Here is a 13310-nt window from a genome sequence, read left to right as displayed (position 1 = left end):
AAGGAGCGTTAGCACCCATGGCAGACCAGGATGACCTCATCGTGGCGCTCCGCAAGTCCCTGAAGGAGACCGAGCGCCTCCGTCTCCAGAACCGGCGGCTCCTCGGCCAGTCCACGGAACCGCTGGCGATCGTGGGCATGAGCTGCCGCTACCCGGGCGGGGTCGCCTCGCCCGAGGAGCTGTGGCAGCTGGTCGCGGAAGGCCGCGACGCCATCACCCCGCTGCCGGACGACCGCGGCTGGGACCTGGCGAACCTGTACGACCCCGACCCCGAGCGGCTCGGCAAGGTGTACGCCACCGGCGGCGGTTTCGTCGACGGCGTCGGTGACTTCGACGCGGGCTTCTTCGGGATCAGTCCTCGTGAGGCCCTCGCCATCGACCCGCAGCAGCGCCTCACCCTTGAGGCCGCCTGGGAGGCCCTGGAGGACGCGGGCATGGACCCCACCTCCCTGCGCGGTTCGAACACCGGTGTGTTCTGCGGCGCCCTGACCTCTGACTACGGCGGCCGGATGCCGTCCGAGCTGGAGGGGTTCCGCCTCACGGGCAGTGCTGCCAGCGTCCTTTCGGGCCGGGTGTCGTACACCCTGGGCCTGGAGGGCCCGGCCGTGTCCGTGGACACAGCCTGCTCCTCCTCGCTCGTCGCCCTGCACCTGGCGGCGCAGTCCCTGCGCTCGGGTGAGTGCTCCCTGGCCCTCGCCGGCGGGGTCACGGTCATGTCCGGTCCGTTCCTGCTGACCGAGTTCAGCCGCCAGCGCGGCCTCGCCGCCGACGGGCGCTGCAAATCGTACGCGGCCGGAGCGGACGGTACCGGCTTCTCGGACGGCCTGGGCCTGCTGGTCCTGGAGCGCCTCTCGGACGCGCGCCGCAACGGCCGCCGCATCCTCGGTGTCATCCGGGGCAGCGCCGTCAATCAGGACGGTGCCTCCAACGGTCTCACCGCTCCCAACGGTCCCTCGCAGGAACGCGTCATCCGCCAGGCTCTGGCCAACGCCGGGCTTGAGGCCAAGGACGTCGACCTCGTCGACGGTCATGGTACGGGCACCCGGCTCGGTGACCCGATCGAGGCGCAGGCGCTGCTGGCCACCTACGGCCAGGGCCGCGAGAACGGTCCGCTGCGGCTGGGCTCCATCAAGTCCAACATCGGCCACACCTCCGCCGCCGCCGGCGTCGCCGGCGTGATCAAGATGGTCATGGCGATGCGGAACGACACCATGCCCGCGACCCTCCACGTGGACGCGCCGTCCCCGCAGGTGGACTGGTCGGCGGGTGAGGTGCGCCTGCTGGCCGAGGCCGAGCCCTGGCCGGCCGCCGAGAGCCGGCTGCGCCGTGCGGGCGTCTCCTCCTTCGGCATCAGCGGCACGAACGCACACCTGATCCTTGAGGAGCCCCCGGCCCGCCCGCCCGCCGAAACCACGGGGACCACCGGGACCGGGCAGAGCCCGGCCGCGCTCCCGGTGGTGGTGAGCGGCCACGACGTGCCGGCGTTGCGTGCTCAGGCGGAACGCCTTCGGGGGCATCTGGCGGCCCGGCCCGGGGCCGGACTGCTGGACACCGCGTACTCCGCCGCGACCACCCGCGCTCACCTGGAGCACCGTGGTGCGGTTGTCGCCGGCGGTAGGGAGGAATTGCTCGCGGGGCTCGCGACGCTGGCTGCCGGGGAGTCCGGAGCCGGGGTGCTTCGGGGGCGGCCGGCGGGTGGCAGGACCGCCTTCCTGTTCACCGGGCAGGGTGCGCAGCGCGCCGGGATGGGGCTGGAACTCGCCTCCTCCTACCCGGTGTTCGACGCCGCGCTCGACGCGGTGTGCCGGGAGCTTGACCCGCTCCTGGGCCGTTCGCTGCGCGAGCTGCTCGCCGCGGAGGATTCGACGCTGGATGCCACCGAATACACCCAGGCCGCGCTCTTTGCCATCGAGGTCGCCCTGTTCCGGCTCGTCGAATCCTTCGGGATCCGGGCGGACTACCTGATGGGGCATTCGGTCGGCGAGATCGCTGCCGCGCATGTCGCGGGTGTTCTCTCCCTCGCGGACGCGTGTGCGCTGGTTGCCGCGCGTGGCCGGCTGATGGGCGCGCTGCCTGCCGGTGGTGGTATGGCCGCTGTGCAGGCCGGAGAGTCCGAGGTCGTCGAGGCTCTGGCCGGGTATGAGGGCCGTCTGGAGATCGCCGCGGTCAACGGACCCGGTTCGGTCGTGGTCTCCGGTGATCTCGACGTTCTGGACCGGTGGCTTCCGCGTTGGGAGGAACTCGGCCGTAAGACCACCCGCTTGCGGGTCGGTCATGCTTTTCATTCTCCGCGTATGGAACCGATGCTCACCGAGTTCCGGAAGGTCGCCGAAGAGCTGACCTTCAGTCGGCCGCGCATCGCGGTTGTCTCGAATGTCACCGGCGAGGTCGTTACCGATGTGCTGACCGACCCCGGCTACTGGGTCCAGCACATCCGCAGCGCCGTCCGCTACCACGACGGCGTACGCACCCTCCACCGCGAGGGCGTCACCCGCTACCTGGAACTCGGCCCCGACGGCATCCTCACCGCGCTCACGCGTCAGTGCCTCGATGGCGAAGACGGTCTTGTTCTCGCCCCGGCGCTGCGCGCACGCCAATCCGAGACCAGCGCCTTCGCCACCTTCCTCGGTCACGCTCACACCGCTGGCGTCCCCATCGACTGGAACGCCTACTACGCCGGCACCGGCGCCCGCCCCGTCGACCTTCCCACCTATGCCTTCCAACACGAGCACTACTGGCTCTCGCCCGGCTCCGGCAGTGACACGGGCGACGTCACGGGCGCCGGGCTCGGGCAGGTGGATCACCCGGTGCTCGCTGCCTGTGCCCGGATCGGTGACCGGGACGAGTGGCTCTTCACCGGCCGCGTCTCCAGCGAAACGCTGCCGTGGGTGGAAGACCACGTCGTCCTCGGGTCCGTCATCGTCCCCGGCACCGCGCTGGTGGAGCTGGCGCTTGCCGCGGGACACCGCGTCGGGACGCCCGTACTCGACGAGCTGGTGATGGAGGCGCCGCTCCCGCTGGACGGGAACACCAGCGTTCAGCTCCAGGTCGTCGTCGGGCGGAGCGCGCCGGACGGCCGACGTGAAGTCACCCTCTACTCACGCTCCGACGACGGTGCGGGGGACGAGGGCAGCGAAGTGACCTGCCACGCCCGCGGAACCCTGTCCGCCGAGACGGAGCAGCCGGTGGTCCGGGCGGCGCAGTGGCCGCCTGCCGGGGCCGAACCCGTCACGGCCGAGGCACTGTATGACCGCCTCGCCGGTATCGGATTCGACTACGGACCGGTCTTCCAGGGCGTGCAGGCCGCCTGGCGCGCCGAGGACGCGGTGTACGCCGAGGTTGCCCTGCCCGAGGGGCATGCCGGGACCGCGGACGGATTCGGCATACACCCCGCTCTCTTCGATGCCTCTCTGCACAGCGGTCTGGACTGGCTGCTCCAGGGCGACGGACCCTCGGTAGGACTGCCGTTCTCGTGGGCGGGCGTACGGCTCGGCGAGACCGGCCGGGCCTGGGACCGGGTGCGGGTACGGATCGGCTCGGCCGGTGAGAACGCGCTCCGGGTCGACGTCGCGGGAGAGCAGGGCGAGCCCGTCGTCAGCGTGGCGGAACTCGCCTTCCGTCCAGGGGGCCGGGAACAGCTGGAGGCGGCCCAGGGAGGTCGTCAGCACTCTCTGTTCCGGATCGATTGGACGGCCGTATCCGACTCCCGTCAGGTGGCGCGGACCACGGTCGCCGTGCTGGGCGGGGAGTACGGGGATCTGGCCGCGCTCGGTACCGCGGTGGCGACGAGGGAGCCGGCGCCGGAGTTGGTGGTCACGGTGGTGGAGTCCGCCGGTGCCACGGTCCGAGAGGTCACCCAGCGGACCCTCGCTCTGCTCCAGCAGTGGCTGGCGATGGAGGATTTCGCCGGCTCCCGGCTGGTCGTGGTCACCCGGAACGCCATCACGACGGCCGAAAGCGAAGTCCCCGAGCTGGCACAGGCTCCGGTCTGGGGACTGGTCCGCAGCGCCCAGTCCGAACACCCTGACCGCTTCCTCCTTATCGACACCGAGGACGGCACCGACACCGCCACCCTCGACTGGGCCGCTCTCGCCGGACTCGACGAACCCCAGCTCGCCGTCCGTGCCGGAGGGCCCCTGGCCCCCCGCCTCGCCCGCGCTGACACGGCCGCGGTCACCCCGCGCCCCACCCTGGATCCGGAGGGCACGGTCCTGATCACCGGTGGCACGGATGGTCTGGGCGCGCTGTTCGCCAAGCACTACGCGAAGGCGTACGGGGCCAAGCATCTGCTGCTGCCGAGCCGCCGAGGCACCGCCGCGCCCGGGGCCACGGACCTCGTCGCGGAGCTCGCCGGACTCGGCGCCCAGGCCGACGTCGCCGCCTGCGACGTCACCGACCGCGCCCAACTCGCGGCCCTCATCGGCACGCTGACCCGCCCGCTCACCGCCGTCGTCCACACCGCCGGGACCCTCGACGACGCCACCGTCGAAGCCGCCGTCGAAACCCTCACCCCCGAGCGGCTCGACCGTGTGATGGGGCCCAAGGTGGACGCGGCCCTGCACCTGCACGAGCTGACGGCCGGTCTGGACCTGTCCTCCTTCGTCCTGTTCTCCTCCGTGGCCGCCCTCATCGGCAGTCCCGGCCAGGGCAACTACGCCGCTGCGAACGCCACTCTCGACGCCCTGGCCGCCCACCGGCGCGCCCTCGGCCTGCCCGCCACCTCTCTCGCCTGGGGCCTGTGGGCCGACGCCACCGGCACGGGCGGAGCCCTCAACGAGGCCGAACTCGCCCTCCCCGCCCGTACGGGCATCACCGCCCTCCCCGCCGAACTCGGGCTCCGCCTCTTCGACCGGGCGCTGCGGACGGGCGCCGCCCTGCTGGCACCCGTTCTGTTCGACCAGCCGGCCCTGCGCGAGCAGGCCCGCTCCGGACTGCTCCCCACCCTGCTGCGCGGACTCGTACGGACGCCCGCACGCCGCACCCAGGCCGCCAACGGCTCCCTCACCCAGCGCCTCGCCGACGTCGCGGAGGAGGACCGTTCGCGTCTCGTCCTGGAGCTGGTGCGGACCCAGGCCGCCGCCGTACTCGGCCACACCTCAGCGGCGACGGTCGACCCCGGCCGGGCCTTCAAGGACCTGGGTCTCGACTCGCTCGGCGCCGTCGAACTCCGCACCCGCCTCACCCAGGCCAGCGGCATACGACTGCCCGCCACCCTCGTCTTCGACCACCCGACCCCCCAGGCAGTGGCCGAGCTCCTCCTCACCGGGACCGACGGCACCGTCACCACGGCGGGCACCTTCGGCGAGGTCCCGGTGCCCCTGGCGGCGGTCGCGCCGAGTGGCGCGGAAAGCCGGTCCGGCCCGGGCACCCTGGGTACCCTGCTGAGCCACGCACACACCTCGGGTTCGATCCAGCACACGGTGCCACTGCTGATCGAAGCCTCGCGCTTCCAGAGCTCGTTCGCCTCCGCGGCGGAGCTCGGGGACGCTCGTGGGTACGTCGTCCAACTCGCGGCCCGCCAGGCCGAGGACGGCGCCGACGACGCGGACGGCAGACGGCTGAAGATCGTCTGCGTTCCGTCCTTCGTGGTCGGCTCGGGTCCGCACCAATTCATGCGGTTCGCGGCCCGTTTCGAGGACCGGCGCGACGTCTACGTCTGCACCCTTCCCGGTTTCCGCGGCGGAGAGCCCGTACCGGCCAGCTGGGAAGCGGCCACCGAGGTCCTTGAGCAGGCTATCCGGCAGGCGGTGGGCGGGGACCCCTTCGTCCTCGTCGGACATTCCGTCGGCGGGGTGGTCGCCCGCTCCCTCGCGGCCCGGTTCGAGGCCTCCGGGGACTCCCCGGTGCCCGTCGTGATGATCGATACCGCCACCCCGGACGGCGCGGAGGAGACCAACCGGGTCTTCTCGATGGTGATGACGGAAATCCTGAGCCGCGAGGACAAGGCCGTCGTCGTCGACGACGCCAACCTGCTCTCCATGGGCACGTACATGAGGCTCCTCGCGGAGCGCCCGGCTGACCGCATCACGTCCCGCTGCCTCCTTGTCCGTGCCGGTGAACTCTTCGGTGACAGCGGGCAGCCCTGGCCGGCCTGGGAGATCGCGGACGATGACGTAGAAGTCGCTGCCGACCATTTCACCCTGATCGAGTCGGCCGCCGCGGACACGGCAGACGTCACCGAAGAATGGATCACTGCTCGTGCCCACACTGCGCTACGGGCCAGTCAACGCCGGCCTGCGTGAGTGGTGGTTCGCCGTTTCCGTTTCGCGATCGTGCAGCGAAGTCCGACCTCAATTGCTTCGGCGAAAAAAACCAAAGGAGATCGAATGATTCCGCCCGAGAACTGGTGGCGCGCAAGTCAAGGATACGCCTCGGAGATCCTTGCTCTGCTTGCAGATGCGCCTGACCGGGATGTCCTCTATTGGCGTGGCGAAACCTTCTCCGGTGGTGACTTGGTCCGATCCGTGACTGAAGTGTTCTCGGTGCTGCGTGAGCGCGGGGTGGGCAAGGGTGACGTAGTAGCGGTTCTTGTCGCGTCCAACAGCCCTGAGATGCTTATCGTGCGGTATGCGGTGAATCTCCTCGGAGGCGCCGTGTGCTATCTGCGCACGACCAATCCCGGCACCATAAGCGCGGTCCTTCCTGTGGAACACCAGATCCAGATGCTGCAGGAAACCGAGGCCGTCACCGTCTACGCCGACGCCGAGGGTGCGGAGCGCGCGGCGGAGCTCGCGGAGCGTACCGGGATACCGGTAACGCGACTCCACCACGTGGGCCGCAAGGAAGCAGTCCTTTCCGACGTTGACGATGTCCCGGAACCCGCGGCATGGGACTCGGGCGCGCTGGCCGTCATCAACTTCACGAGTGGCAGCACCGGACGGCCCAAGGGCATCCGCTTGTCCGGCCGTGCGTGGGAAGCCACGATGCGCGCATGGATAGACATCGGTCGTGAACACGGCTGTGCCTCGATCCTGCTGTCGACCCCGCTGAGCCACTCCGTCGGCGCGCTGGCAGACGCGGTCTTCGCCTTGGGCGGCACGATCCATCTCCAGGAGAGCTTCGATGTCGAGAAGTTCGTGGACGCCGTCTCCGCGGAGACGGAGATCTCGTGGTCGTTCATGGCGACTTCCCACGTCTTCCAATTCGTCGACCATCTGCTTGAGCGGGGAATCCGCGACCCTGAAGGAGTGGCAGCCGCAGGTCTGTCCGGGCTGAAGACCATCGCCTATGGCGGTAGCCCCGCCGCACCCGCCAGAATCGCCCAGGCCTTTGATCTGCTCGGCCCAGTTCTGTCGCAGGGATACGGGACGAGCGAGTCCGGTCACATCACGAATCTGACGCACATGGATCACGGCGACCCGAAGCTTGCGGGCACCGTCGGACGGCCCTTCCCCGGGGCGGAAATCATGGTCTGCGACGCGGACTCGGGGGTGCGACTGGCGGCAGGTGAGATCGGTGAGGTCCGTGCTCGCTCGGCCCAGATGATGGACGGCTACAACAGACTTCCGGAATTGACCGCACAGGTCCTCCGGGACGGCTGGTATATCACGGGAGATATCGGATACATCGACGAGAGAGGGTATCTGACTCTCTTGGGGCGGGTGGCCGACGTCATCAAGGTGGGTGGCGTCAAGGTACATCCCATCGTGCTGGAGGCGGAGATTCTTGCGCACCCGGGTGTCCGGCACGCCGCGGTATACGGCGTGCGGGACGAGGATGGCAGTGAGCATGTTCATGCGGCCATGGAATGCGACCCGGGGGCGGTGGTCGACGTAGAGGAGATCCGCGCGGGCATCGCTGAGTCGCTGTCCCCGATTCATGTGCCCGAGAAGATGCACGTGTTGGACGCGCTGCCGATGAACAGCAACGGAAAGCCCGACAAGGTGCTCCTGCGACTCACGGAATCGCCTTCTTGAAAATGCCTGCGACATGCCTGGGGTGGGTGGAGGAACTCCGAGCGTGAGGCGGGGGGTGATCCATCCGGTCTGGACGCCCTCAAGCAGCGCGTGTTCGCGATGCGGCCATGCCGGACACCGTGACGCGACGAATCATCCAGTTCGGCACGGCGCCGGCTACTGGCCACCTCACCAGCCCTGATAGAAGCCGTTGTCCTCCTTGCGGTTCCCGACGACCTCTGGCAGCGGGACGCCCCGCTGCTGCCACCGGTACCCGATCGGGGCCACCGTCATCCCGGACGCCTGCGTGTACCGGATCGGACCGCGCTCGCAGGCATCATGCACGTTCTGCGGGCTGGCGTCGCCCGGTGCGACGTTCCCGCAGAGATCGTGGGCCGCTCCGGGGTGACAGCCTGGCTGCGGCTGCGGCTGCGGCTGCGGCTGCGGCTGCGGCTGCGGGACTGGGCCGAGGCCGGCACTTGGGCCCGCCTGCACCCCGCCGTGCTCCACGAGTTGCTTCGTGCCGACCTGTCAGACCGCGACGAATGCGTCCGTCCTCGACGGCTCGCACGTCCGAGCGCTCAAAGGGGGGATCACGCAAGCCGCCACGGCTGTACGCCGACCGTGGCTACGACTTCGACACGTATCGCCGTGCGGGCCGGAGCCAGCCCTCGTGGACGACGGTGCGGTGACACGCGGCCCCGGTCCGTCCGCTGCTTCGGGCTCCTGCAATCCCGGTCCGGGATCGGAATGACCGATCCGAGGGATGCGGGTCATCCGTCTGCTGTACGTTCCTGGCATGGTCACGGGCAAAGTGAGCGAGAACGCGGAGTCGCGCTTCTCCGCTCTTCTGATCGGCGCCGCAAGGCTTCCGGGCGTGCGAATCGACAGGGAGGCGTACCTCCGGACGGCGCTGGCCCGTCATTGCTCGGAGGAGGAACTGCGCAGAGCGATAGAAGAGACCCCCGCGGCGGCGGGCATCCCCCTCGCTGTTCTGGACAGGGTGGCCAACGAGTCCATTCGCTACGAAACCGCCAAGGTGAGCGCGGTCTCCGCAGCTGCCGGGATTCCTGGATTCGTCGCCCTGCCCGCCACGGTGCCGGCCGATGTGGCCCAATACGTCGCCCACATGCTGCGCATCGCGCAGAAGCTCGCCTACCTCTACAGCTGGCCCGATCTCTTCTCTGCCGACAACGACGACCTGGATGACGCGACCAAGGGAGTGCTCACGCTCTTCTTCGGAGTGATGTTCGGAACCCAGTCCGCGAACACCGCCGTGGGGAAGGTGGCGGGGATGATGTCGGAGCAGGTGGCCAAGAAGCTGCCTCAGAAGGCGCTGACCCAGGGCGTCGTCTACCCCATCGTGAAGAAGGTCGCCGGTTACCTAGGCGTCGAGATGACGAAGCAGACCTTCGCCAAGTCCGTTTCGAAGGCCATCCCCCTCGTCGGGGCTGCGGTGTCCGGCGGGCTCACCTTCGCGACCTTCCGCTCCATGTCCAGAAGGCTCAAGACGCACCTCTCCTGCCTGGAACTCGCCAAGCCTGCTGGCCAGGTCATCACGGGGGAGGTCGTTCAGGACGAGGGCCCCCCGACCGCAGACGGTCCGCGGATCCCGCAGCCCAGCCGTGGCAGGCGTGTCTTGAGGCGTGGTAGGTAGCGGATCAGGCCGCGGACAAGGGCGATCAGCCGTCGTGGAGCTCGGACTGCCGCACATCAGGTCCGGGAGGCCGTCTCGCCCAACGAAGCCTTCGTCGTGACCACCGGGGCACGGTGCGACGGCGGATCCCGGGCCGGGTGTACACGTGTGACCTTGGTCCAGCACTCTTGACGTCGAATGACGAAAGATCGCCGCAGGGCACGGGTCTGTCGCTTCACGACGTTTCGCGGGAGTCGTGACCGGTCAGGTCAGAAGAGGTCGAGCTCGGCAGACTCGACTGCACCCAGTAGGCGGCACTCCCTGGTCTCTCCGTCGACGCACACGTAGCCCGTACCGACAGCCATGTCCCGAGGTTCTCCGTCGCGGAGACAGGCAACTGACCGGATTGGCCTTGCCCGGCTGAAAGCAGAGAAATGCCGCCTTGCCGTCGATATTGACGACGTTGAAGCAGTGACCGACCCCCTTCTGCGGGCGGGCTCCCAGCATTCCACGCGCGCCTGGGCCCCAGTGCGGCGTGTCGCTGACAATGACGCTCAGCCCGCCGGCGCTGCGGATCGCGAGACCTGTGAGCGCCGATACCCCGGACCCTGACCAATGGACGGTCGGCTCCGGTTCCGCCTACGGCTCCGGTTCCGCCTCCGGCTCCGGTTCCGGCGACTGCGTTCGGGTTACGTCCTGCCCTGAGATCGTCACCCCCGGTCGCGCACGGCCCGCGGTCCTCCCTGTCGCCTCGGGGGTGATGGGCCGGCGCGGGGGAGGCGTCCTGGGTTCGGCCGCGGGGGTCGGTGAGCGGAGTGGGCCGGTTGTCGGCGCACCGGTCATCCTCGGCTGCCGAGCCGGCGCCCCGCGCTCTCCGGCGGAATGGCGGCATCACTCCGGCGGGGCCCCCGCCTCGCCGTTCGGTACCGTGCGCGCCCGAAGCGTAGCGCTCTGTCGATGACGCGCCTTTGTCGGACAGTTCTCCAGCGGGTAACCCGCCGTTCCTGTGAATTGAAGCTTCCTCCTGCGGACTTCTTGTGCGGCCTGAGTGGCGGTGTTAGCTTCCCCTCATCGGTTGTCAGACAATCTGGCGGCGCGGGCGTGCCGATGACTGATCAGCAGGAGACAGCGCCAACCTGGATGCCCGTCCGCGTGCTCCAGGCGCACCACCTTCACAGCACCGCCATCCACGAACGCCGCCACAGGCGCGAGCGCACGGCCCCGCTTCAACTCTTGCGAGGACGAGGCCGAGGAGACAGATATGTCGACCACACAGCGCAACTCCCATTCGGAGGCACTCCGTCTGGACCACGTCACGCTGGAGTTTCCCGGGACTCACCGACCGGCCATCGAGGACGTGTCGTTCAGTGTCGATCGCGGCAAGGTCGTGGCCGTGATCGGGCCCAGCGGGTGCGGGAAGAGCACCATCCTCAACCTGGCCGCCGGACTGCTCACTCCTACGCAGGGGCAGGTCCACTACGCCGGTGAACCGGTCACGGGCGTCAACTCCGATGCCGCGTACGTGACTCAGCAGTCCCACTTGCTGCCGTGGTTGAGTGTCCGGTCCAACATCGGGCTGGCGCTGAAGTTCCGCAAGGTTCCCAAGGAGGAACGCGAAGAGCGGGTCGCCCAGTGGGTCGAGCTCGTCGGCCTGACCGGCTTCGAGCACCACTTCCCCCGGGAGCTGTCGGGCGGCATGCAGAAGCGCTGCGCGATAGCGCGGGCCCTGATCTACAACCCGTCCATCGTGCTGATGGACGAGCCGTTCGGGCCGCTCGACGCCATCACCCGTCTCGAACTCCAGCAGGAGCTGCTCAACATCTGGCGGGAGCAGAACGGGACTCTGATCTTCGTCACGCACGACCTCAACGAGGCCATCTACCTGGCCGACGAGGTCATCGTGATGTCCAAGGGGCCCGGCACGATCCGCCGTGTCATCAAGGTTCCCTTCGAACGTCCGCGGCAGATCGGTTCGCTCGTCGAGTCGCCCGAGTTCTCGGAGCTCTACAACGACCTCTGGGGTCTGTTCGCCGCCGAGCGCAAGGCCGCCGCGTAGCGCGGCCAGGCCCCGCAAGCCGGATCGCGCGGCCCGCACACAGGCCCTCGGTCCGATGTCCGGCGCTGCTCGCCCCAAGCCACCATGCCGGTCGTGCCGTCACGCCCTCTTGTCCGTCTGACGTCGCACCTGCCGCCCAGTGAGGTACACAGCTTTGATATCGATCACGGAAGAGATCGTCGTTCCGAGTCCGCCCGAACGGGTGTGGGAGGTCATCTCCGATCCCGCTGCCGTCGTCTCCTGCATCGGCGGTGCCGAGCTCGGCCCGTCGCACGACGACGGATCCTTTGACGGCACCCTGGCCATCAGGTTCGGCGGCCTCCGGGTCAAGTTCGCCGCCCGGGTCTTTCTCGACCTGGACGAGACCGCACGTGAGGGACGCCTTACGGCCCGGGGTGCGGACGGGCAGGGAGCCACCCGCTTCAGTGCCAGTGCCACCTTCCGGGTCGTCGAGGGGGACACCCCCGGCGGCTCGCGGGTCTTCTGCGACGGAGAGATCAAACTCAACGGCAAACTCGCCAAGTTGATCGAGTCGGGTGCGGGGATGGTGGTCTCCGGAATGACGAAGGAGTTCACCGGCCAACTGGTCCAGAAGTGCGCCGCCGCTCCTGACGAGCCCCTTGCTGCCACGCCGGTGGAACCTGCCGCAACTGCATCCGACGGGGCGCGGACCGCCCAGCCCCGGCCCGCCGGCCTCCTTGGCCGACTGCGGGCGTGGTGGGCGGGCCGACGGCTCAGGCGCGCGGGTCAGACGACGCAGCGCCCTGGGGGCAAGTCCGCTGAGGCACTCGACCAGGGAGGTCGGCGATGACAACGTCCAGGCTCAACAAGGTGATCGGCGCCCTGGCCGGAGGGAAGCACGTCTTCGCGACCTTCGCGGCGGCCGATCCGGCGTCGGCGATCGAGCTGAGCAACTCGGACTACGACGCCGTGGTGTTCGAGATGGAGCACAAGCCCTGGGACATCAACGCGCTCAAGGACAGCTTCCAGTACCTGCTGAGCAGGCGCCGGGTCTTCGAGGCGGACAGCCTGGCCCCGGACGTCACCCCGATCGTGCGCATCCCCGCCAACGGTGCGGAGAAGGCGCAGTGGCATGCCAAGCAGGCCCTCGACCTCGGCGCGTTCGGCATCATCTGGCCGCACATCTCCACCGTGGAGGAGGCCCGCAACGCCGTCGCCGCCTGCCGCTACCCGCGACTGCCGGACACCCCGCGCTACGAGCCCGCCGGACTGCGCGGGGACGGCCCGCACGCCGCGACACGGTACTGGGGCATCTCGAACATCGAGTACTACGACCGGGCCGACGTATGGCCGCTCGACCCCGACGGGGAGATCCTGGTCGGCCTCATGATCGAGGACCAGCTCGGCATCAAGAACCTGCCGGACATCCTCGACCAGGTGCCGGGTATCGGGCTGATCCTGATCGGCGAGGGCGACATGAGTCAGGAACTGGGCTTCCCCCGCCAGTACGAACACCCGCGCGTCCTGGAGTGCAAGCGGCGGATTCTCGATATCTGCGCCGAGCGCGGGGTCGCCGTGGGCCACCCCCACGTCACGGCCGGCAACGTCAAGCAGGTGCTCGACGACGGATACCGCTTCCTGATGTCGGCGCCGGTGCGTACCTACCCCGGCCTGCAGAAGGCCCGCGAGCTGACCGGCCGCGGCTGAGGGGCATCCGCCCGCGCCGCGCAGTACGTCACCACCGCATCGCGAGTTTCGGAGT

The 13310-nt window shown here is 69.2% G+C and carries 6 protein-coding genes and 1 pseudogene; all 7 read left to right on the top strand.

Annotation, left to right across the window (positions count from 1 at the left end):
- Positions 1-17 precede the first annotated feature (17 nt).
- The 7 genes and pseudogenes from ACIP89_RS26530 to ACIP89_RS26500 all read left to right on the top strand — a co-directional run bounded on the left by ACIP89_RS26530 (position 18) and on the right by ACIP89_RS26500 (position 13255).
- Positions 18-6242 (top strand): type I polyketide synthase, encoded by a 6225-nt coding sequence (locus ACIP89_RS26530; RefSeq protein WP_402117132.1) that lies wholly within the window; start codon positions 18-20, stop codon positions 6240-6242.
- Between the two features lie 84 nt (positions 6243-6326).
- Positions 6327-7916 carry a class I adenylate-forming enzyme family protein gene (locus tag ACIP89_RS26525; protein ID WP_402117131.1) on the top strand — a complete coding sequence of 530 codons (1590 nt, stop codon included), beginning with the start codon at positions 6327-6329 and terminating at the stop codon, positions 7914-7916.
- Between the two features lie 159 nt (positions 7917-8075).
- Positions 8076-8487 (top strand): annotated as a pseudogene (locus ACIP89_RS26520) (transposase); the annotation flags it as partial.
- A gap of 207 nt (positions 8488-8694) precedes the next feature.
- Positions 8695-9552: a hypothetical protein gene (locus ACIP89_RS26515; RefSeq protein WP_402117129.1), complete on the top strand. Its 858-nt coding sequence runs from the start codon at positions 8695-8697 to the stop codon at positions 9550-9552.
- Between the two features lie 1240 nt (positions 9553-10792).
- On the top strand, positions 10793-11587 hold the full coding sequence (locus tag ACIP89_RS26510) for an ABC transporter ATP-binding protein (protein WP_402117127.1): 795 nt from the start codon (positions 10793-10795) through the stop codon (positions 11585-11587).
- Positions 11588-11741: 154 nt separating this feature from the next.
- Positions 11742-12398: an SRPBCC domain-containing protein gene (locus ACIP89_RS26505; RefSeq protein WP_402117126.1), complete on the top strand. Its 657-nt coding sequence runs from the start codon at positions 11742-11744 to the stop codon at positions 12396-12398.
- Complete coding sequence (locus ACIP89_RS26500; RefSeq protein WP_401931329.1) at positions 12395-13255, top strand: HpcH/HpaI aldolase/citrate lyase family protein; 861 nt, start codon at positions 12395-12397, stop codon at positions 13253-13255. Before ACIP89_RS26505 ends, ACIP89_RS26500 begins: the two co-directional genes overlap by 4 nt.
- Positions 13256-13310: the final 55 nt, after the last annotated feature.

It is taken from the genome of Streptomyces sp. NPDC088730, assembly GCF_044751215.1.
Classification (GTDB): Bacteria; Actinomycetota; Actinomycetes; order Streptomycetales; family Streptomycetaceae; genus Streptomyces.
This window is presented reverse-complemented; position numbering and strand designations above follow the sequence as displayed.

Excerpts from the sequence above, each read along its gene's own strand:
- ACIP89_RS26530 (WP_402117132.1), top strand. The coding sequence starts at position 18 with ATGGCAGACCAGGATGACCTCATCGTGGCGCTCCGCAAGTCCCTGAAG.
- ACIP89_RS26525 (WP_402117131.1), top strand. The coding sequence starts at position 6,327 with ATGATTCCGCCCGAGAACTGGTGGCGCGCAAGTCAAGGATACGCCTCG.
- ACIP89_RS26515 (WP_402117129.1), top strand. The coding sequence starts at position 8,695 with ATGGTCACGGGCAAAGTGAGCGAGAACGCGGAGTCGCGCTTCTCCGCT.
- ACIP89_RS26510 (WP_402117127.1), top strand. The coding sequence starts at position 10,793 with ATGTCGACCACACAGCGCAACTCCCATTCGGAGGCACTCCGTCTGGAC.
- ACIP89_RS26500 (WP_401931329.1), top strand. The coding sequence starts at position 12,395 with ATGACAACGTCCAGGCTCAACAAGGTGATCGGCGCCCTGGCCGGAGGG.